Origin of the sequence: Micromonospora sp. NPDC048898 (assembly GCF_043198035.1) — a bacterium.
In the GTDB taxonomy this organism is placed as follows: Bacteria; Actinomycetota; Actinomycetes; order Mycobacteriales; family Micromonosporaceae; genus Micromonospora.
This window is the reverse complement of sequence record NZ_JBICUF010000003.1, coordinates 465,266-486,344: the sequence shown is the minus strand read 5'-3', so window position 1 is coordinate 486,344 and position 21,079 is coordinate 465,266. Positions and strand designations below refer to the sequence as shown.

16 protein-coding genes and 1 pseudogene are annotated in these 21,079 nt (G+C 71.1%); 12 read left to right on the top strand and 5 right to left on the bottom strand.

What is annotated here, in order from left to right; translation table 11 throughout:
• Positions 1-96: 96 nt before the first annotated feature.
• Positions 97-1,512: a M1 family metallopeptidase gene (locus ACGFIQ_RS12530; protein WP_393243029.1), complete on the top strand. Its 1,416-nt coding sequence runs from the start codon at positions 97-99 to the stop codon at positions 1,510-1,512.
• A gap of 98 nt (positions 1,513-1,610) precedes the next feature.
• Positions 1,611-3,065 (top strand): M1 family metallopeptidase, encoded by a 1,455-nt coding sequence (locus ACGFIQ_RS12525; RefSeq protein ID WP_393243027.1) that lies wholly within the window; start codon positions 1,611-1,613, stop codon positions 3,063-3,065.
• Positions 3,066-3,071: 6 nt separating this feature from the next.
• Here the strand turns inward: ACGFIQ_RS12525 and ACGFIQ_RS12520 are convergent, their stop codons facing one another.
• Positions 3,072-4,187, bottom strand: a complete 1,116-nt coding sequence (locus ACGFIQ_RS12520; RefSeq protein WP_393243025.1) for an LCP family protein — start codon at positions 4,185-4,187, stop codon at positions 3,072-3,074.
• Positions 4,188-4,389: 202 nt separating this feature from the next.
• Here ACGFIQ_RS12520 and ACGFIQ_RS12515 point away from each other — a divergent pair.
• Positions 4,390-4,709: pseudogene (locus ACGFIQ_RS12515) on the top strand (GMC oxidoreductase); the annotation flags it as partial.
• A 21-nt stretch (positions 4,710-4,730) separates the two neighbouring features.
• Positions 4,731-6,287 carry a glutamine-hydrolyzing GMP synthase gene (gene guaA, locus ACGFIQ_RS12510; protein ID WP_357067627.1) on the top strand — a complete coding sequence of 519 codons (1,557 nt, stop codon included), beginning with the start codon at positions 4,731-4,733 and terminating at the stop codon, positions 6,285-6,287.
• 7 nt (positions 6,288-6,294) lie between these two features.
• Here guaA and ACGFIQ_RS12505 read toward each other — a convergent pair whose 3' ends face one another.
• Positions 6,295-6,702 carry a PspC domain-containing protein gene (locus ACGFIQ_RS12505; protein WP_393243023.1) on the bottom strand — a complete coding sequence of 136 codons (408 nt, stop codon included), beginning with the start codon at positions 6,700-6,702 and terminating at the stop codon, positions 6,295-6,297.
• 143 nt (positions 6,703-6,845) lie between these two features.
• On the opposite strand from ACGFIQ_RS12505, the gene ACGFIQ_RS12500 reads away from it, so the two are divergent.
• The 3 genes from ACGFIQ_RS12500 (at position 6,846) to ACGFIQ_RS12490 (ending at position 10,829) form a co-directional block, all read left to right on the top strand.
• Complete coding sequence (locus ACGFIQ_RS12500) at positions 6,846-7,796, top strand: NUDIX hydrolase (RefSeq protein WP_393243021.1); 951 nt, start codon at positions 6,846-6,848, stop codon at positions 7,794-7,796.
• 751 nt (positions 7,797-8,547) lie between these two features.
• The gene (locus tag ACGFIQ_RS12495) at positions 8,548-9,543 is read left to right on the top strand and encodes an NUDIX hydrolase (protein ID WP_393243208.1); all 996 of its coding nucleotides are present in this window, start codon (positions 8,548-8,550) and stop codon (positions 9,541-9,543) included.
• 347 nt (positions 9,544-9,890) lie between these two features.
• Positions 9,891-10,829 carry a CDP-alcohol phosphatidyltransferase family protein gene (locus ACGFIQ_RS12490; RefSeq protein WP_393243019.1) on the top strand — a complete coding sequence of 313 codons (939 nt, stop codon included), beginning with the start codon at positions 9,891-9,893 and terminating at the stop codon, positions 10,827-10,829.
• A 57-nt stretch (positions 10,830-10,886) separates the two neighbouring features.
• On the opposite strand, the gene ACGFIQ_RS12485 is transcribed toward ACGFIQ_RS12490, so the two are convergent.
• The 3 genes from ACGFIQ_RS12485 to ACGFIQ_RS12475 form a co-directional block, all read right to left on the bottom strand.
• Positions 10,887-12,140 (bottom strand): phosphatidylserine decarboxylase, encoded by a 1,254-nt coding sequence (locus ACGFIQ_RS12485; RefSeq protein WP_393243017.1) that lies wholly within the window; start codon positions 12,138-12,140, stop codon positions 10,887-10,889.
• Positions 12,141-12,310: 170 nt separating this feature from the next.
• Positions 12,311-12,961 carry a hypothetical protein gene (locus ACGFIQ_RS12480; protein ID WP_393243015.1) on the bottom strand — a complete coding sequence of 217 codons (651 nt, stop codon included), beginning with the start codon at positions 12,959-12,961 and terminating at the stop codon, positions 12,311-12,313.
• Entirely contained in the window at positions 12,958-14,721 is a 1,764-nt protein-coding gene (locus tag ACGFIQ_RS12475; protein ID WP_393243013.1) for a PspC domain-containing protein, read from the bottom strand. Before ACGFIQ_RS12475 ends, ACGFIQ_RS12480 begins: the two co-directional genes overlap by 4 nt.
• Before the next feature lie 156 nt (positions 14,722-14,877).
• Between ACGFIQ_RS12475 and ACGFIQ_RS12470 the strand changes: the two genes are divergently transcribed.
• The 5 genes from ACGFIQ_RS12470 to ACGFIQ_RS12450 all read left to right on the top strand — a co-directional run bounded on the left by ACGFIQ_RS12470 (position 14,878) and on the right by ACGFIQ_RS12450 (position 21,079).
• Positions 14,878-16,143, top strand: a complete 1,266-nt coding sequence (locus tag ACGFIQ_RS12470) for a PspC domain-containing protein (RefSeq protein ID WP_357067640.1) — start codon at positions 14,878-14,880, stop codon at positions 16,141-16,143.
• Between the two features lie 2 nt (positions 16,144-16,145).
• A complete protein-coding gene (locus ACGFIQ_RS12465; RefSeq protein WP_357067889.1) occupies positions 16,146-16,832 on the top strand; it encodes a response regulator transcription factor in 687 nt (228 codons plus the stop codon).
• A gap of 579 nt (positions 16,833-17,411) precedes the next feature.
• Positions 17,412-19,049 carry an ABC transporter substrate-binding protein gene (locus ACGFIQ_RS12460; protein WP_393243011.1) on the top strand — a complete coding sequence of 546 codons (1,638 nt, stop codon included), beginning with the start codon at positions 17,412-17,414 and terminating at the stop codon, positions 19,047-19,049.
• 148 nt (positions 19,050-19,197) lie between these two features.
• On the top strand, positions 19,198-20,124 hold the full coding sequence (locus ACGFIQ_RS12455) for an ABC transporter permease (RefSeq protein WP_393243009.1): 927 nt from the start codon (positions 19,198-19,200) through the stop codon (positions 20,122-20,124).
• A complete protein-coding gene (locus ACGFIQ_RS12450) occupies positions 20,117-21,079 on the top strand; it encodes an ABC transporter permease (protein WP_393243007.1) in 963 nt (320 codons plus the stop codon). The genes ACGFIQ_RS12455 and ACGFIQ_RS12450 overlap by 8 nt, the downstream gene beginning before the upstream one ends.

Below are 21,079 nucleotides of genomic sequence, written 5' to 3'. Positions count from 1 at the left end.
GGTGCGTTGCCCGGGAATCCAACGAAGGCCGCTCGTCGGGCCGGTGCCGCTGGCTACGCTCGTCCTGACCGGGGACCCCGCGCGGGAGGAGTCTGCATGGTCCGGACCGGATGGACACCCGCCGGCACCCGGCTCGCCGCCGCGCTGACCTGCGTCCTCGGGCTGGTGTTGGCCGGTTGTACGGGTGCGCAACCCGACGGGTTCCGACCGGGCGCGGCCGACGCCGGTGACCCGTACGTGCCGGGTCGCGGCAACGGCGGCTACGACGTCTCGCACTACGGCCTGGACGTCCGCTACGACCCGTCGACCGACCGGCTGACCGGCCGAGCCGTCATCACCGCCACGGCCACCCAGAACCTGTCCCGGTTCAATCTGGACCTGGCCGGTCTGGCCGTCAGCGCCGTCCGGGTGGGCGACGAGTGGGCCGAGCACCGTCGCGACGACGGCGAGTTGGTGGTGACCCCGCGCGACGGGCTTCCGCACGGCCAGCAGTTCACCGTGACCGTCGAGTACGCGGGCGTGCCCACCGCCGTTGTCGACGGGCCGTTGGGCAGTGGCGGCTTCCTGCACACCGCCGACGGCGCGGTAGCGCTCGGCCAACCCGACTCGGCCGCCACCTGGTTCCCGGTCAACGATCACCCGTCCGACAAGGCCAGCTTCGACCTGGCGGTGGCCGTCCCGGACGGGCTGGCCGCGCTGAGCAACGGAGTGCCCGGGCCGAAGAGCAGCGCCGACGGTTGGACCACCTGGCGCTGGTCGGAGCGCACCCCGATGGCCAGCTACCTGAGCACGCTGGTGATCGGCGACTACCGGGTGGAGACGGCCACGCACGCCGGCCGGCCGATGGTCACGGCGGTGGCGGCGAGCCTGCCCCCGGCCGGCGGCGCGGCCAGCTCCCTGGCCCGCACCGGTGCGATCGCCGACTTCCTGGCCAGCCGCTTCGGCCCGTACCCGTTCGACTCGTACGGTGGGATCGCGGTCGCCGACGACCGGATCGGGTACGCGCTGGAAACCCAGTCCCGCCCGGTCTACGGGCCCGCGTTCTTTCCCGACGAGCGTCCCAATCCGGGTGTCGTCGCGCACGAGTTGGCGCACCAGTGGTTCGGCGACAGCGTGTCGGTGGGCAGGTGGAGCGACATCTGGCTGAACGAGGGCTTCGCCAGCTACGCCGAGTGGCTGTGGGAGGAACACGACGGCGGTCGCACCGCCCAGCGCAACTTCGAGCTCCAGTACGCGGCCACCGACTGGTCGCAGCCGTCGGTCGAGCCGGGGCGGGAACGGATGTTCGGCGCGGCCGTCTACAAGCGCGGCGCGCTCGCCGTGCACGCGTTGCGACGGACCGTCGGTGACGACACGTTCTTCCGCATCCTGCGTACCTGGACCACGGAGCGGGCGGCGGCCAACGCGACCACCGGGGACCTGGTCGCACTGGCCGAGCGGGTGGCGGGTCGGCAGCTCCGACCGCTCTTCGACGCCTGGTTGGCGGGCGGGTCGGCGCCCACACTGCCGTGACGGCGCCGTGATGGCCTGTCGATATGCTGCCGCCCGGGGACGGCGGGGACAGGCCCGCTCGCGGCGAGCGGCGTAGGCCGGCACGGGGAGGGTGTGGGATGCGGGTGACGCGGCGCAGACTGCGGGTGGGCGCGGCTCTGCTGGTGGCCGGGGCACTCGTCCTTTCCGGATGCGACTCGACGGGCACCGAGGCGGCGCCGTCGCCGAGCGCGTCCCCCACGCCGTCGCGGACGTTCACCGCTGGCGCGCCCGGAGCCGGCGACGCCTACTTCCCGAGCTACGGCAACGGCGGCTACGACGTCGCACGGTACGCGGTCAAGGTGCGCTACGACCCCGCGAAGGACCACCTCGCCGGTACGGCCACCGTGCAGGCCACCGCGACGGCCGACCTGTCGACGTTCAACCTCGACCTGGCCGGCCTGACCGTCACCGCGGTCACCGTGGACGGCGCACCGGCAACCCACCGCCGGGAGCGCAACGAGCTGGTGATCAGGCCAGCCTCGGGCCTGGTCAACGGCAACGGGTTCGTCGCCGAGATCGCCTACGAGGGCGTGCCGAAGCCGCTGCGGAACGAGACCCTCGGCGAGGGTGGGTTCCTGCACACCCCCGACGGTGCCATCGCCCTGGGGCAGCCCGAGTCGGCGAGCACCTGGTACCCGGTCAACGACCACCCGTCCGACAAGGCGACGTACGACTTCGAGGTCACCGTCCCCGACGGTCTCACCGCGGTCAGCAACGGCGTACCCGGCGGTAAGGCCAGCAAGGACGGTTGGACCACCTGGAAGTGGTCGGAGAAGTCGCCGATGGCCAGCTATCTGAGCACGCTGGTGATCGGCCAGTTCCGGATCACCACGGCCACGCACCGGGGCAAGCCGGTCTACAGTGCCGTCGCGATCGCGGCCAACGGTTCCGCGGATTCGTCGATCGCCGAGACCACCAAGGTCGCCGACTACCTGGAGACGGTGTTCGGGCCGTACCCGTTCGACGCGTACGGCGGTGTGGTGGTCTCCGACAACCGGATCTCCTATGCCCTGGAGACGCAGAGCCGCCCGGTCTACTCCGCGGGTTTCTTCCGGCAGGGCGTGAACACCGAGGTGGTCGCCCACGAGCTGGCGCACCAGTGGTTCGGGGACAGCGTCTCCCTGGGCAAGTGGGAGGACATCTGGCTCAACGAGGGCTTCGCGACGTACGCGGAGTGGCTCTGGGCCGAGCACACCAGGAAGTCGACAGCCAAGGCGGCGTTCGACAGTCGGTACGCCGGGGCGTCCGCGAAGCTGTGGAAGACGCCGCCGGGCAAGCCGGGGGCGAAGGAGCTGTTCAGCGAGTCGGTCTACCAGCGCGGCGGCATGACTCTGCACGCCCTGCGGGTGGCCGTCGGTGACAAGGTGTTCTTCCAGATCGTCAGGGCCTGGGCCGCGGAGAAGCGCAACGGCACCGCCACCACTGCCGAGTTCGTGGCCCTCGCCGAGCGCGTCTCCGGCAAGCAGCTCGACGCGCTCTTCGACGCCTGGCTCTACGGCACCCAGCGGCCCGCCCTGCCCAAGCGGCTCTGACCGGGGTCAGTTCTTGACGACCAGGGCGGGGTGGGCCGCCAGGTAGGCGTCGGCGCGCCCGGCGCGGAGTTCGGTGAGGAACGTGCGGCCCTCCTTGGTCAGCTGTTCACCGCGGTAGGCGCTGCCCTTGCCGACACCGGAACCGGGCAGGCCGACGAGCGTGAAGCGGTCCTGCGGCACCCCACCCAGGGCGTACGCGAAGTCGACGATCCGAGGCCCACCCACGTACACGAGGGTGTCGCCGAGCGCGGCGACCACCTGGTCGACCCGCTCCGGTTGCCGGGCCAGGCCCTCGTCCAGGATCTTGCGGGTCAGTGCCCGGATCAGCTGCTGCTGGTGGCGCTGCCGGGCGTAGTCGCCGCCGGTGATGTAGCGCTGCCGCGCGTAGTCGAGCGCCTGCCAGCCGTTGAGGTGCTGGTTGCCCTTCTCGTAGACCTGCTGCGGCCCCTTGTATCCGCCGGGTGCGCTCTCCCGGTACTTGCCGTCCGGTCGGCGGTGCATCGAGGCGACCCGCTGGTCGACGTAGATGTCCACCCCGCCCAGTGCGTCGACCAGCCGGTCGAACCCGTTGAACGTGAGCACCGCGCCCGCGTCGATGCGCAGCCCGGTGTAGCCGCTGACCGTGCTGCGCAGCAGCTCGTACCCCTGGGCGGTGCTTGGTTGTTTGGGTTTGCCCGGCACCCGGCTACCGAAGCTCATGGCGTGCGTGAGCTTGGTCTTGCCGCCCTTGTAGCCGGCCTTCGGAAACGCCGGGATGTCCACCAGCAGGTCGCGGGGGAGCGAGAAGAGGTACGCCTGCCCCAGACCCCTGGGTACGTGCAGCACCAGCACCGCGTCCGCGTGCGGCTCCCACCCGGGCACGCTGACCCGGGTGTCCACCCCGACCAGCAGCAGGTTGAGCGGGCCGGTGATGTTCGCGCCCGGCGGTGGGCCGCTCGGACTGGGTGTGGGCGTGCCGACTGGCGACGGGGTCGGCGAGCCGGCCACCGGAGCGTCGGGTTTGCTGTCGCCGGTCAGTCGGGTGATCACCACCGCGCCGCCCGCGATCAACGCGACGGCGGCGAGAGCCGCCAGGCCCAGCAGCAACCACCGCCGGCGCGGTGCCATCGACCCGAGGATCATCTTGGATTCCTTCCACCCGTCGGGGGAACAACGCTCCGACAGGTACCCCGGGTTGCGGCCCGGGAGGTGTCGGGTCGGGTTGGCCGGTGCATGATCGCGCAGAACTGCCGCTGGCGCGACTGCTACTGGCGGGTAATGATGCCTCCATGCGGTACGACGTGGTCGTCATCGGGTCCGGCTTCGGCGGCAGTGTCACCGCGCGTTCGACATCCCGATGACCGCACACATCCTGGGCGGGGCGGTGATCGGGGCGACACCGGCCGACGGGGTGATCGACCCCTGGCACCGGGTCTACGGGCACCCGGGGCTGCACGTGGTCGACGGCGCGGCGGTCTCGGCCAACCTCGGCGTGAACCCCTCGCTGACGATCACCGCCCAGGCGGAACGGGCGATGTCCTTCTGGCCCAACAGGGGGGAGGAAGACCCCAGACCGCCCCCAGGCCCCCGTACCGCCGGCTGACCCCCGTACCCCCGAAAGACCCGGCAGTCCCGACGAACGCCCCGGGCGCGCTTCGGCCGTGACACTCGGTAGGCTTTGTGCACATGAGCCTGCCTCGCCCCGTCCTCGTGGTGGACTTCGGAGCCCAGTACGCCCAGCTCATCGCGCGCCGGGTCCGCGAGGCGAAGGTCTACTCCGAGATCGTGCCGCACTCGATGCCGATCGCCGAGATGCTGGCGAAGAACCCCGCCGCGATCATCCTCTCCGGTGGCCCGTCCAGCGTCTACGCGCCGGACGCGCCGCAGATCGACGCGGGCGTGTTCACCGCCGACGTGCCGGTCTTCGGCATCTGCTACGGCTTCCAGGCGATGGCCCAGGCGCTCGGCGGCACTGTCGCGAGGACCGGCAACCGGGAGTACGGTGGCACGCCGCTGCGCCCCCGCCTGCTCGACCCCGGTGTGCTGCTGCGCGACCTGCCGGCGGACCTGCCGGTCTGGATGAGCCACGGCGACGCCGTCACCGCGGCGCCCGAGGGTTTCACGGTGACCGCCGAGTCGGCGGGCGCTCCGGTGGCCGCCTTCGAGGACCTGGCCGGGCGTCGCGCCGGTGTGCAGTTCCACCCGGAGGTCGGCCACACCTCGCACGGTCAGGAGATGCTGACCCGCTTCCTGTACGACATCGCCGGCATCGAGCCGACCTGGACGCCCGAGAACATCATCGACGAGCAGGTTGCCCGGATCCGCGCCCAGGTCGGCGACAAGGAGGTCATCTGCGGCCTGTCCGGCGGGGTGGACTCCGCGGTCGCCGCCGCGCTCGTGCACAAGGCGGTAGGTGACCAGCTCACCTGCGTCTTCGTCGACCACGGCCTGCTGCGTGCCGGCGAGGCCGAGCAGGTGGAGAAGGACTACGTCGCCGCCACCGGCATCAAGCTGAAGGTGGTCGACGCGGCCGACCGGTTCCTCGGCGCGCTGGCCGGGGTGACCGACCCGGAGCAGAAGCGCAAGATCATCGGTCGGGAGTTCATTCGGGTCTTCGAGGCCGCGGCCCGCGAGATCGCCTCGCACGGCGACGTGGAGTTCCTGGTCCAGGGCACCCTCTACCCCGACGTGGTCGAGTCCGGCGGCGGCACCGGCACCGCCAACATCAAGAGCCACCACAACGTCGGCGGCCTGCCGGAGGACCTGAAGTTCGCGCTCGTCGAGCCGCTGCGCACCCTGTTCAAGGACGAGGTCCGCGCGCTCGGCCTGGAGTTGGGCCTGCCCGAGGCGATGGTCTGGCGGCACCCGTTCCCGGGCCCCGGCCTGGCCATCCGGATCATCGGCGCGGTCGACCAGCAGCGCCTCGACCTGCTGCGCGAGGCCGACCTGATCGCCCGCGAGGAGCTGACCGCCGCCGGCCTGGACCGGGGCGTCTGGCAGTTCCCGGTGGTGCTGCTCGCCGACGTACGCAGCGTCGGTGTGCAGGGAGACGGGCGCAGCTACGGGCACCCCGTGGTGCTGCGTCCCGTCTCCAGCGAGGACGCCATGACCGCCGACTGGTCACGACTGCCCTACGAGGTGGTGGCCCGGATCTCGACCCGGATCACCAACGAGGTGGCCGAGGTCAACCGGGTGGTGCTGGACGTGACGAGCAAGCCACCGGGCACCATCGAGTGGGAGTGACCGCCGCTCACGCGGCCGGCGGCAGGCTGCTGTCGTGCGGGTTGTGCGGCGGGCTCGCCGGCGCGGGGAACGGGGTCGTCGGCGGGTAGGGCGGCGTCGGGGCGTACCCCGGCATCGGCCCGCCCGGCGCGGGCCCGGCGGTCGGCGGCGGGCCCGCCTGCGGCGCGGCGCCCGCCGAGTGCGGCCAGGCCGGCGCGCCGGTGGGCTCCTCGGGCATCAGGAACCACATGATCGGGTACGCGAGCAGCGCGAGCCCGCCGGTGAGCAGGCCGGTGACCGCGAAGGCCACCCGGACCAGTGTGGGGTCGACGGCGAAGTAGCGGCCGACGCCGCTCGCGACTCCGGCCACCATGCGGTCGGTGGTGGGTCGACGGAGCTGCTTGTACGGGGCGCGGGGAGCGGTGGTGGATGTCATGACTCCACGGTCCGCGCCGGTGCCCGCCCCGCCCTCGGTGACCGCCCGGATCCTTACCCTGACCAATCCCTGATCGGGGCCAGACAGTCAGGAATCCGACTCTTTTCCGTCCCGGTAACCAGGCCGGGGGAGAATTTGCTTTCGTGACCACCTTGCTGGAGCCGCTCCGCAGGATCGCGGCATACGCAGTCTGTGCTGATTCGACAGGCCGATTCCTGCTGGTTCGCGCCTCGGAGCGTTCCGGCACCCCCGGCACGTGGTCCCTGCCCGGCGGGGCGGTCGACCACGGCGAGGACCCCCACCACACGGTGGTCCGCGAAACCGCCGCCGAGACCGGCCTCTCGGTCGCCGTCTCGGGCCTGGCCGACGTCCTCGCCGACATGCGGGCGCTGCCGGAGCGCGGCATCACCATCCACACCGACCGGCTGATCTACCGGGTGGCGGTCCGCGGCGGCACGCTCGCCGACCGGGTCGGCGAGCGCCCCACCGACCTGGCCCGCTGGTACACCCTCGACGAGGCGCGCGAGCTGCCGCTGCGCTCGTTCACCGCACGTGCCCTCGGGCTGCCCGCGTCCTCCGCCGACGTGGTCCCCGACGAGGCACCCGAATTCCCCTCCTTCTACGCGGTGCCCGGCCCCGACGGGCTGCACCGGGCGCAGCGCTTCGCCGCGTACGCGGTGTGCACCGACCCGGCCGGCCGAGTGCTGCTCACCAGGGTTTCCGACGGCTACCCGGGCGCCGGCTGCTGGCACCTGCCCGGCGGCGGCACCGACTACGGCGAGCAGCCCGGCGCGGCGCTGATCCGCGAATTGGTCGAGGAGACCGGGCAGACCGGGCGCCTGGTCGAGCTGCTCGGCGTGGCCAGCCACCGGGACGCCGCGTCGCTCGGCCCCGAGGGCTACCCGATCGACTGGCACGGGGTGCGTGCCTTCTACCGGGTCGTGGTCGACCAGCCCAACCCGCTGACCGTGGCCGACGTCGGTGGCTCCACCTGCGAAGCCCGCTGGTTCGCCCGCGAGGAGCTCGGCGCTCTCCCCACCCACCACCTCACGGAAGTGACAGCCGAAGCGGTCCAGGCCGCCCAGCTCACCTGATCCGCCGGCCCCGCTCCGCCTCGGAGCGGGTCGCACGGCCGGTGGCCTGGGTGGGCGCTTGGCCGGTGGTCTGTGCTTGCGCGGGCGGCTGTGGGCTGGGCGGGCGGTGGTGTGTGCTTGCGGCGGGCGGCTGTGTGCTGCGCGGGCGCTTGGCCGGTGGGGTGTGCTGCGCGGGCGGCTGGCCGGTGTTGTTGATGGGCGGGCGCTTGGCCGGCGGTGGTGCGTGCTGGGTGCGGGGTTGGCCGGCGGTGGTGCGTGCCGGCGGGAGGTCTCCGGCGGTGCTGCTCGCTGCGAGCAGCTCATCTGGCCGGGGTGCCAGGCGTCGGGAGTCGGGTGGTTCGGCGGCTGTCCAGACCTCCAAGGGACGCGGATCGCCGAGGAGTCCCAAGAAGTGGCACGGGCCGGATGATCGACTCCGTTTTCCTGATGTCGCGGTGTCCCAGCGCCCCGGATGCCCCGACATTCATGAACCCGAGTCGATCATCGCGAGAGCAGTCTCCTGCGCCAAAGCCGGCCAGTCACAGAGCGGACGTAGTGGCCAAAACGGACGCCCTCTGCGCGGACCTCCGGACTTCCTGCGTCGATCATGAGGTTATTGTCAGGACGCCCCGAGATGGATGGCAATAACCTCATGATCGACGGGCGGGTTGGCCGGGCGGGCTGGCCGGGCGGGCTGGCCGGGGCGGTTGGGCCGGGGCGGTTGGGCCGGGCGGTGGTCGGATGGGTTGGCGGGGGAGCGGGGTTGGTGGGGATGGACCTTTTGCGGCGGGTTGGCGTTTATGGCGTTTTGTGGGATTCGGGTCGGGTCCTGGTGGTCCGGGACGGGGTCGAGGGTGAGTTCCCGGGGATGTGGCGGCTGCCCGGTGGTTCTGTGGCGCACGCCGAGCACCCGGAGCACGCCGTGGTCCGTGAGTTCGCCGAGCAGGCCGGGTTGACCGTGGCGGTCGGCCGGCTCCGGGCGGTGGTCGCCGACGTGGTCACCTACCCGGAGGACGCCGTCGCTCTGCACACCGACCGGCTGCTGTTCGAGCTTGCCGCGCACGACGGCACACCGCACGACGCCGTTCGGCACGACGGCGCACCGCACGACGGCGCACCGCACGACGCTGTTCGGCGTGACGGCGCACCGCACGACGGCCTACTGCGCGACGGCGCCGGGGGTGGCGCGGTCGACGAGGTGCGCTGGCTCACCCTGGAGGAGGCGGCGCGGGTGCCGCTGACGCCGTTCACCGCCGAGGTGCTCGGTCTGCCGGTCACCCCGCTACCGCCCGCAACGCGGTCGGCTGAGTCGTTTCCGCCGGCGCATCCCGACCGCAGGCTGCGCTTCGGGGCGTACGGGCTGGTCACCGATCCGGCTGGGCGGATCCTGCTGACCGAGATCGCGGCCGGGTATCCCGGGGCTGGCCTGTGGCACCTGCCCGGCGGTGGGACCGATCATGGCGAGCAACCGGCCACCGGTCTGCTCCGGGAGTTGGTCGAGGAGGGTGGTCAGCGGGGCCGGGTGGGGGAGATCCTCGGTGTGGACAACCTGCACAATCCTGCCGCGCTCGGCCCGGAGGGCCGTCCTCTGGACTGGCATGGCGTACGGGTGATCTATCGGGTGCTGGTGGACGTACCCACTGCCGCGGTGGTCACCGAGTCCGCCGGAGGTTCGACGGCTCGGGCTGGATGGTTCACCCGCGAGCAGGCTCTCGACCTGCCGCTGAGCGAGATCGCTGCCTCGGCAATCGGACAGAGTGGCCGATAGCACTCCGCTCGATGAGCCGAGTTGGTGACCCTCCGGTACAGTCAAAGGCGGGAATGATGGAGGAAACGGGCGATGAAGCCCGGGATGGGAATAAGCGAGCGGTTCGCGCGGTTTAGACCAGTTATCAGCACCGCCGGCAGCTATCGCCAAGCCATGTCCCCCTATGCGATGGTGTACTCCGCGCAAAACGGCTGCCGGGCCACGCACGGTCCGGCACGAGACAGCCGGACACCCGCCCCGCGGCGGCCAGCCGATCCGGTGATGGAGGAAACGTGCCGAGAGCCCCATGGCGCCGGCGTCGTACTACTGACAGTCCGCGCCCCGCAGGGCGTCGCTGGGCGGGCCCGTTGCGCCGCAGCAGCACATTCGCCCGCCAGGTGCTGTTGGTCCGCGTCGGTCGCCGCGACGGCGACCTGCACGCGACCAACATGACCCCGACCGAGCATCGGTACGCCGACCGGCAGCGTCGCCGCTACGGCCTGGACCGGCTGAGCCGTCCGGCTCTGGGTGTCGGTCGAGCCGAGATCGAGGCGATCATCCCGGTCAGTCCGGCGATGCCGCCCATGACGCCCGTCGACGAGGCTTCGTCGCGGTCGATCCCACTGCTTCCCGGCGAGCGCACCATCGCCCGCCGGGTGAAGTTCGGTCTGGTCAACGCCTGCACGCTGGCCAGCCTGATGCTGGGCATGCTGGCCATCTTCCTGGCCATGCAGGGCGAGGTTCGTCTCGCCGCGCTCTGCCTGATCGCCTGCGTCGGCTTCGATGGTCTGGACGGCGCACTGGCCCGTCGACTGGGCGTGGCCAGCCCGTTCGGCGCGCAGATGGACTCACTTGCCGACATGTGCTCGTTCGGCCTTGCCGCACCGGTCGTGGTCTACGCCTCGCTCGCCGGCTCCGTTTCCACGGCCGCGGCTGCGGTGGCGTGCGCCCTGGTCGCGGCGTGTGCCGCGATTCGACTGGCCCGCTTCAACGTCTCGCCGAAGGACGGCCGTTTCTTCTGCGGGGTGCCCACCACGATGGCGGCTGCGGTGCTCGCCGTGACGGTGGCGATCGGCCTGCCGGTGCCCGGTGCCGTGCTGGTCGCCGGGGTCGCGCTGCTCGCCTTCGCGATGGTCTCCAGCTTCCCGTACGCCAAGCTCGCCCGCCTGGTGAAGCTGCCGCCGTGGCTGTGGCTGGCCCCGGTGATCGGTGCGCTTGTCGACATCCGGCTCACGTTCGCGCTGATCGTGGTGGGTTACCTGGTCAGCGGGCCGGTGCTCTGGCTGCGGCAGCGTCGTACCGCCTGATTTCGACATAAAGAACGGGGCGCCGCGGACAGCGGCGCCCCGTTCTTCGTCTGTGGGTCAGCGCCAGCGGGCGATCACCGTGGACCCGCCCACCACCTTGTCGCCCGGCCCGACCAGCGGGTCCGCGGCGTCGGCGGGGAGGTAGACGTCGGTCCGCGAGCCGAAACGGATCAGCCCGAAGCGCTCGCCCCTGGCCAGCAGCGCGCCGATCGGCGCGCGCTGCACGATCCGGCGGGCGATCAGCCCGGTGCGCTGCGCGACCACCACCGTGCCGCGGGCGGTGTCCAGCACCGTGTACGCCGCGACGTTGTGCTCGGCGTCCGGTTTCATCGCGTTGACGAAGCCGCCATCGGCGACGAAGTAGTCCACCACCTTGCCCGCGACCGGGGAACGGTTGACGTGTACGTCCAGCACCGACAGGAAGACGGCGACCCGCAGCCACTCGCCGTCGCCGAAACGCTCGTCGTGCAGCCGCTGCACCGACAGGACCTTGCCGTCCGCGCTGGCGACCACCGCGGTCGGGTCTTCCGGTACATCGCGTTCCGGGTCCCGGAAGAACGCGGCGACCGGCCCGGCGGCCAGCGCCGGCAGCAGCCAGAGCTTGGACGACGGACGCGCCACCCGGGCCAGCGCGGCAAGGCCCAGTGAGATGCCGGCAGCGGCCACGCCGTTGGAGTCGATGTGCATGCCGCGGGTCAGCGGCACGCTCGACGGCCGGTACGCGGGGGCCAACCTGTCTGCCGTGGCGGGACTGGCCGGGGTGAATCGCAGTCGGTAGACCCGGACCGGTGGTGAGTTGCGCAGCACCAGGTCGGCACCGACACCGTAGAGGGCGTCCTGCCGAGCCAGCTCCGCGGCGGCGCCGCTGGTCCGGCCGGGCGTGGCGGTGGTCGCCACGCTCAGCACCGCACCGTCGGACAGGTATTTGGCCAGGCCCTCGATGCCGCTGCGGGTCTCCTCGGCGGTGCCGCTGAAGACCTCGCCGGCGATGACGACCTCGGCGGCTTCGGCCTCGGCCAGGGAGTCGACGACGCCCACCCGGTCGGCGACCCAGCGGCCCTGGGCGTTGACGTGCTCGCGGAGCGCGGCAGCGCCGAACGGCTCGGCGGGCACCACGGTGAGCCGGTCACCGGGGAGCAGCGCCTCGATCGCCGCGGCCAGCACCGCGGACTCCGGGCCCGCCCCGACCAGCAGGGCGGCCTTGGGGTCGTTGATCCGGGCCAGCTCGGTGACGAGGGTACGGGCGGCTCGCTCGCCGATGCGGACCGGACCGGACCGGCCGGTCGTACGCACGGCGGGGGACTGGGTCATGTCGGGCGGGCTCCTGACGGGGGTAGAGACGGGAATCGCGGCGGGACCGCCATGGCGGGGACGGGCCGGCCGGCGGAGGCGAGATCTCCACCGGCCAGCATATGCGCCCGTCCGTGCCAGCGGCACCGCCGCGGTGCTGGAGTGGCCGAGGCCCGCCGGCACCCGAGGGGTCAGACCGCTCCGCGCCGACCCTCCCGCTCGTCCCCCGGCTCGTCGCCGACCGTGCTGGCTGCTGGCTGGTCGCCGACCGTGCTGGCTGCCGGCTGGTCGGGCCGGGTCGGCTCGTCCTCGTCCGACGGAGTCGTTCGGGTGACGACCCCGACGGTCGGCTCGTCGGAGTGGCCGGGGATCGGAACGGTCTGCGGCTCCGACGGCTGGTGGGCCAGCCAGGCCGGGTGGATCACGTCGGCGGTCGGCGCCTCCGGCGGTCGTACCTCGGTGGTCGACGGCTGTGGGGTCGCTGCCGGCGGGGCAGTGTCCCAGGTGGAGCGCTGAGCCTCCCAGACCGGCAGTGGCGGCCCGGAGGTCGGCGTGCCGGCACCGGAAACCGGAGCGGACGCGCCGGAGACGGGCGCGGTGGCCTCGGTGACGCCAGCCTCGGTGACGCCGGCCTCGGCGGTCTGCTTCGGCGGGCCCGACCGACCCGAGCGCAGTGCGCCGACCAGCCCGAAGACCCCGATCAGGATGAGGGCGCTGGCCAGGAACCAACCGACCGCCGGCAGTGCGAACCCGAGTATCTGGGCGAGCAGCCACCAGGCCGACAGCGCCAGGAACACGAGCCCGAAGGCGAACGACACCAGATCCGTGCGGTGAGCCTTCACCGGGTCACCTCCAGGTTGCCAGCGTTTACGTGGATGTACAGGCGCAGTTTGCCGCCGCCGGCACCGTCGACGCCGAGGTCGGTGGTCTCCTGTAGGCGACCGTCCAGCCCGCCGGAACGGTTGCCGAAGATGGTGGCGTCACCGGCGTTGACGTCGGCCACCGTGGTGACGTCCACATTCGGCGGGACGACCACCGTCGCCTTGCCGAAGTTGATGGCGACCGTCACCTGGCTGTCCCGTTTCGCGAAGTCGATCCCGCGCAGGTCGAGTACGGCGTCACCGAAGCTGTTCTCGTACCGGTCGGCCAGATCGCGGTAGTCCGTGGGTGCCCAGGTCACCGCGCCGTCGACCCCGCGGATCCGGTCGTAGGACTCGGCGACAGTCCCCGTGCCCAGCGCCGCCGCGGTCACCAGACCGAGCGCGATGAGCCAGCGGGCCCGCCCGAACCAGGTGCCGACCAGCAGACCCAGCCCGATCGTGGCCAGCGCCGCCGCGAAGTACGCCGAGGCGCTGATGGCGAAGACGTCGAGCAGGTCGAGCAGGGCGACCACACCGAGGGCCAGGAAGATCAGGGAGAAGGTCACCGCGCCGAGCGGAGAACGTTCCTTGGGGCGCTTCGGTGGCTTCGGTGGCTTCGGCGGACGGGCAGCGGCCGGGGCTGGCGAAGCATACGGGCCGTGCGGCGCGAACGGGGGACGGTATCCGGACGGTGGGGCGGCGGCCGGATAGCCGGGCGCGGCAGCGGGTGCGCCGGTCACCGGCGCCGTCGGCCACCCGGCGCTGGGCATGTGGGTGACCGGCCAGCCGGCCCCGGCAACAGTCGTGTCGGCCGGTTGCCCGGACACCGGCTGGGCCACGGCGGCCGGCGGTACGTCGTACGCCGGGGTGGTGACGGTGGGCGGCCCCGCCATGGTCGTGGCGGCGTACGCCGGAGCACCGCTGACCACCGGTGTGGTCGTGGCCGGCGGGGTGGTCGACGGCGGCACGTCGTACGACGGCGCGGGCCAGGTCACCGGCGGGACCGGGCCGGGCGGGTTGCCGGACGGTGCCGGCCCTCCCGGGGTGCCCGGCTGTGGGTCGCGGCTGTCCCGGTTGAGCAGCAGCGCGCCGGCGACCAGGATGGCCGCGCCGAGCAGCACCGCGCGGAAGGCGTCGGTGACGATGTAGCCGAAGCTGGCCGCGACCAGGATGCCCAGGATGATGACGGTCACCGGCGACATGCTGGAACGGCCGCGGCCGAGCATCGACTCGATCGGGGACGCGGTGTCGCCCTCGTTCGGGATGATCAACCAGGCGGCGACGTACACCAGGATGCCGATGCCACCGAAGAACCCGAGCACCGCGAGCAACACCCGCCAGAGCACCGGATCGGTGTTGGTGGCTCGCCCGATCGCCGCGCAGACACCGGCCAGATACCGCCCCTCGCGCGGCCGGACCAACCCGTACCGTGAGGTGAAACCGGTGCCGGTGAACGGCGGCGGCGCGGACGGACCCGGACCACCCGGCCCGGGTGGCGTGCCGCCGGCCCCGTAGCCGGTGCCGGCCGCGAACCCCGGGCCCGGGTAGTGGCCCCCGGTGGGCGGCGCGTAGCCGCCGGCTGGGTCGGCTGGCGTGCTGCCGGTGTCCGGGCCGGGGCCGGTGTACGGACCGAACGCGCTGGGCGCGGTCCATTCGGCGGGCGTCGCGGCGGGCGGGGGTGGTGCTGAACCACCCGGCTGTGCCGACCCCGGTCGGGGCGGCGGGGCAGTTTCCTCGGTCATGCTTCGATCCTGCTGCCCGGTGCGCCCGAGCGACCTCAGGACACGACCCTGACCCCACCCTGAGATCCGGCGGCCGGAATGTCGGGGGCGTCCCCGTGGTCGTGGGCGCCGCAGCGTGTGACGATCGGATCACCGACCCGCGCCACACCCGCCACCGTGACCAGGGAGCCTCCGATCAGCACCGTGACTCCGTCCCCGCGCCTCTACCGCGCCCCCGAGCACCGGATGGCCGCCGGCGTCGCCGCCGGTATCGCCGACCATCTCGGCATCTCGGTGCTGCGGGTGCGCGTCGCGTTCATGGTGCTGCTCGGCCTGAGTGGGCTCGGCCTGCTGCTCTACGCGGCCTTCTGGGCGGTGGTGCCGCTGCGGCCCGGCGACACCGCGGTGCCGCCCCGGCGCGACGTCGCCCAGCTTCTGCCGTTCGTGGGGATCGGGCTCGGTGTCCTGCTGATCCAGGTGATGGTCTTCGACTCGGTCGGCGCGGCCGGCACCGCCGGTTGGCTCGTGGCCATCATCGCGGTCGGCGCCGGGGTCATCTGGCACCAGTCCGCACCCGAACGGCGGCGGCAGTGGGGCGAGGCGATGCCGGTGCCCTGGCTGGGCGCGGTCGTCGAGGAGAGCGACCGGCGGGCGTTCGTGCTCCGGTTCATCGGCGGTGGGGTGCTGGTCGCGGTCGGCATCATCGGTGTCGCGGCGGTCTACTCGCCGGCGCAGAACTTCGACGCGGTGATCAACGGCGTGATCTTCGCGCTGGTCGGGCTGGCGGGGGTCGGCGTGGTCGCCGCGCCCGTGCTCTGGCGGACGTACAGCCAGCTCCGCTCGGAGCGCGAGGGGCGCATCCGTGAGCAGGAGCGGGCCGAGTTGGCCGCCATGGTGCACGACCAGGTGCTGCACACGTTGGCGCTGATCCAGCGCAACGCCAGCGACGTCAAGATGGTGCAGCGGCTGGCCAGGGGGCAGGAGCGTTCCCTGCGCAACTGGCTCTACAAGCCCACCGCGTCGCCGAACGAGCGCTTCGCCGCCGCGCTGGAGCAGGCCGCCGCCGAGGTCGAGGACACCTACGCGATCACCGTGGAGGCGGTCGTGGTGGGGGACCGGGAGACCGACGAGAAGGTCGGTGCGCTGGTCGCGGCCGCGCGGGAGGCGCTGGTGAACGCGGCCCGGCACGCCGGCGTGCAGACTGTCTCGCTGTACGCCGAGGTGGAGCCCGAGCAGGTAAGCGTCTTCGTCCGGGACCGGGGGAAGGGCTTCGATCCGGATACCGTGGAGGACCACCGGCACGGCGTACGCGGCTCGATCATCGGGCGGATGAAGCGGCACGGCGGACGGGCCGAAATCCGGTCCGGCCCGGGGGAGGGGACCGAGGTCCGGTTGATCCTGCCGATCTCCCGGGACTCGTCCGCAGCGGAGAGGAACAGATGACCATGGCCGAGCAGCCGACCGAGCACCTCGACCCGGCCCAGGCCCGCCCCGAGCGGCTCCGGGTGTTCCTGGTGGACGACCACGCCATGTTCCGGGCCGGGGTGCGCGCGGAGTTGGGCGCCCACGTCGAGGTGGTGGGCGAGGCGAGCACGGTGGCCGAGGCGGTCACCCGGATCGCGGCTGTCGGACCGGACGTGGTGCTGCTCGACGTGCACATGCCCGACGGCGGCGGGCGCGCGGTGCTGGAGGCGATGCGGCGTACGCACCCGCAGGTCAAGTTCCTGGCGCTGAGCGTCTCCGACGCGGCGGAGGACGTGATCGGGTTGATCCGTGCCGGTGCCCGGGGGTACGTGACCAAGACCATCTCCCCGGACGAGCTGGCCGCGGCGATCCGCCGCGTGGCCGACGGGGACGCGGTGTTCAGCCCACGGCTGGCCGGGTTCGTGCTGGATGCCTTCGCGGCCCGGCCGGACGCCCCGGTGGCCGACCCGGAGCTGGACCAGCTCACCAACCGTGAGCGGGAGGTGCTGCGGCTGCTGGCCCGGGGGTACGCGTACAAGGAGATCGCCAAGGAGCTGTTCATCTCCATCAAGACGGTGGAGACGCACGTGTCGAACGTGCTCCGCAAGCTGCAGATGTCCAACCGCTACGAGCTCTCCCGGTGGGCGGCGGATCGCCGGCTGGTGTGACCTCGCCTCGCCTGGGGCCGAGGATCAGACAGACGATCATCGCGCCCTCGTCCACCCAGCCGGTGATCGTGTCCGTGCAGCCGTAGTCGACCTGTCCGGATGGGTCGAAATGCGGGTGGTGTTGGACGTCCTATCGGGCAGAGGTGGGCCCGGGCCGGCTGACGGCCTGGGGCCGCTTCTTCGGGTGGCGCAACGTATTTCCTGCTCAGTGCGGCCCACGTCGACCGTTTTATGATCATTTTTCAAGTATCGGCGACGTGGCGCGCAACTAACGGCTTGATAACGGCACCTTCACGGAAGAGGCCAGTTGGTGTCACAGTGGCAGCACCTCACCATCGGTGTGTGGCACTCCGTACGGCCCATGACCATGTCCCCGCCCTTCGCGGCGGCTCGTGGCCGTGCCTTCTGCGTCGTGTCACGCCTCGTTGGCGGGGGAGCCCGGCGGATCGGAACATCAGGGGTGTCTCCAACTTCCCTGTGGTCCCGGCGACCCGCGCCCCGGGGTGGTCGGGCGGTGTCACCCCCAAACGTGCGTGAAACCCACGACGGAACCTGGTTAGAAAGAGGAGGCCCCTCGGAATGAGAGTCTCGAAGCGGGCGACGAGCGCGATCGCGCTCAGCGCGGCTGCCGCGCTTGTCGCGAGCGGTTGCTCGAGCGGTGGCGACGGCGATACTGCCGCCAGCGGCGACGGCGCGATTGTCATCCACGGTGTCCAGCCGGAGAACCCGCTGGTCCCGTCGAACACCACGGAGACCGGCGGCGGCAAGATCGTCGACTGGCTGTGGACCGGCCTGGTCGAGTACCCGAACGATGGTGGGGCCCCGCGTAACGCGCTTGCGGAGTCCATCAACACCACGGACTCCAAGGTCTTCACGATCAAGATCAAGAAGGGTACCAAGTTCCACGACGGTACCGAGGTGAAGTCGAAGAACTTCGTCGACGCCTGGAACTGGGCCGCCTACTCGCCGAACGGCGCGCAGAACGGCAGCTTCTTCTCCGACATCCAGGGCTTCGACCAGACCTACACGACGGACCCGGATGGCGCGGACGGCCCGAAGAAGGCCCCCGCCCCGGCCGCCGAGAAGATGTCCGGCCTGAAGGTCGTCGACGAGCAGACCTTCGAGGTCACCCTGGCGGCGCCGACCGCGGTCTTCCCGACCAAGCTCGGCTACGCGGCCTTCATGCCGCTGCCGGACGCCTTCTTCACCATGAAGCCCGAGGAGTTCGGCAAGAAGCCGATCGGCAACGGCCCGGTGAAGTTCGTGTCGTGGCAGGACAACGTCCTCGTCAAGCTGACGCGCTTCGACGACTACAACCTTCGCGACAAGATGAAGGTCAAGGACGTCGACGTCAAGCTGTACCAGGACGAGACGGCCGCCTACGCCGACCTGCTGGCCAACAACCTCGACTTCATGGAGGTTGTCCCCACCTCGGCGCTCGCCGGTGACAAGTGGAAGGCCGACCTCGGTGAGCGGGGCCGGAACACCGTCACGCCGACGACGGCGCTCATCGCGTTCCCGCTCTACGACAAGCGCTTCGAGAACCCGAAGCTGCGTCGTGCCGTGTCGCTGTCGATCAACCGGCAGGAAATCTCGGACAAGATCTTCTTCGGCACCCGTAAGCCGGCCGACAGCTGGGCGAACCCGCTGACCCCGGGCGCCAAGCCGGGCAACTGCACCGCCTGCAAGTTCGACCCGGCCACGGCCAAGACGCTGCTGACCGAGGCCGGTGGCTTCTCCGGTGAGATGGTCTTCTACTACAACTCGGACTCCAGCCACAAGGACTGGATGGACGCCGTTGCGCAGCAGATCAAGACCAACCTGGGCATCAACGCTCGGGCCGAGGGCGTGCCGACCTTCGCGGTCTTCCGCCAGAACGTCAACGCCCACTCGATGAAGGGCCCGTACCGCGCTGCCTGGCAGCAGGACTACCCGGACGTCGAGAACTGGATCAACCCGCTGTACGTCACGGGTGGCTCCTCGAACGACGGCCTCTACAGCAACAAGGAGGTCGACGCCCTGGCGAAGCAGGCCAGCGCCGCGCCGAGCCTGGAGGCCTCGCACGAGGCGTTCACCAAGGCCGTCGAGAAGATCGACCAGGACGTCCCGAGCATTCCGGTCTACTTCTACGGCCAGCAGTCCGGCCACTCGGAGAAGATCAAGAAGCTCGAGCTGAACAACGTCGGCGAACTCGACATCACCTCGGTCGAGCTCTGATCCGAACGGTCTGACCCCGGGTCGGGCTCGCCACATCCGGTGAGCCCGACCCGGGGCCGTTCCGCGAGTGGGTGTTACAACATCTCATTCGCACGTTGTCACCACCGTGTCGGCCGTCCGACGCGCCCCCTGTCTGGAGGACCACCCCATGGGCCGTTATCTGTTGAGACGGCTGCTCCAACTCGTGCCGGTCTTCATCGGTTCGACGTTCCTGATCTACTGGCTCGTCTGGGCCGTGCCGGGCGATCCCTTCGCCGGCAAGTGCGGCGAGCGCCGCTGCCCGGACCAGTACATCGCCTTCATGACCGAGAAGTACCACTTGGACCAGAACGTCTTCGTGCAGTACGCCAACTACATGAAGAACCTGCTCCAGGGTGACTTCGGTCAGACATTCTCGCAGCGCGACATCGGCGGCATCATCGCCACGGCGTACCCCAACACGCTGAAGCTGGCCCTGGTCGCGCTCGCCATCGAGGCCGTCATCGGCCTCGGCGCCGGTGTGCTGACCGGCCTGCGCCGCAACGGTTTCCTGGACAACCTGGTCCTGGTCTCCACCCTCTTCCTGCTCGCGCTGCCGGTGTTCGTGGTCGGCTTCGTGCTGCAGTGGCTGCTGGGCGTGCAGTGGAGCATCATCAAGCCGACCGTCTCGTCCGAGATGCGCTGGTCCGAGCTGATCGTGCCGGGCTTCGTGCTCGGTAGCGCGTCGGTGGCGTACATCGCCCGGGTGGCACGAACGAGCATCGCGGAGAACCGCCGCGCCGACTACGTGCGCACCGCCATCGCCAAGGGCCTGCCCATGCGGCGGGTCGTGGGCGTGCACCTGCTGCGTAACTCGCTCATCCCGGTGGTCACGCTGCTCGGCACCGACCTCGGCGCCCTGATGGGCGGCGCGATCATCACCGAGGGCATCTTCCAGATCAACGGCATCGGGCGCGAGGTCTACCGCGCGATCATCACCAAGGAGAGCGCCACCGTGGTCGGGATCGTGATCGTCCTGGTGGTCGTCTATCTCTTGATGAACCTGCTGGTTGACCTGCTCTACGCCGCACTGGACCCGAGGATCCGTTATGAGTGACCCGAGTACCGCATCGATTGTCAGCACCCCATCCGTGCAGCCGACCGACCCGGTCGCCCCCGCCGCGGGGCAGGGCAACGAGAAGCCACGTGGTCTGCTCGGTGACGCCTGGCGGGACCTGCGCCGCAAGCCGCTGTTCTGGATCTCGGCGACGTTCATCGTGGTCTTCCTGTTGATGGCGACCTTCCCGGGGCTGTTCGCTCCGGGCGGCGACCCGGAGACCGGCGCGCTGTCCCGCAGCCTCGTCAAGCCCAGCGGAGCGCACTGGTTCGGGTACGACCTGCAGGGCCGCGACGTCTACGCCCGGGTCATCTACGGTGCGCGGGCCTCCATCATCGTCGCCGTCCTGTCCGTGGTCGGCACCCTGCTTGTCGGTGGTGCCGTGGGCGTCATCGCGGGCTACCGCGGCGGTTGGGTGGACGGGTTGCTCAGCCGGATCGGCGACGTGTTCTTCGGCGTGCCGTTCGTGCTGGGTGCGATCGTCATCCTGACCACGTTCAACGGCTCGGGCACCAACAACGGCAAGGCCGAGATCATGGGCCTGGTGATCGCTTCACTGATCGTGCTGAGCTGGCCGGTCGTGATGCGCCTGATGCGGTCCTCCGTGCTCGCCACCAGGGAAGCCGACTACATCGTGGCGGCCCGCGCGCTGGGTGCCGGCACCGGCCGGATCATCCTCAAGCACCTGCTGCCGAACTGCCTGGCTCCGCTGCTGGTCTACGGCACGATCATGGTCGGCTCGTTCATCGGCGCCGAGGCCACCCTGTCGTTCCTGGGTGTCGGCCTGAAGTCGCCGGTGGTGTCCTGGGGCATCATGATCAGCGAGGGTAAGGATTTCATCCGGGTCGCACCGGGGCTTGTCTTCTTCCCCGCCGCGTTCCTCGTCACCGCAGTGCTGAGCTTCGTGATGCTCGGCGAGGCGGTCCGCGAGGCCCTCGATCCGAAACTCCGCTAG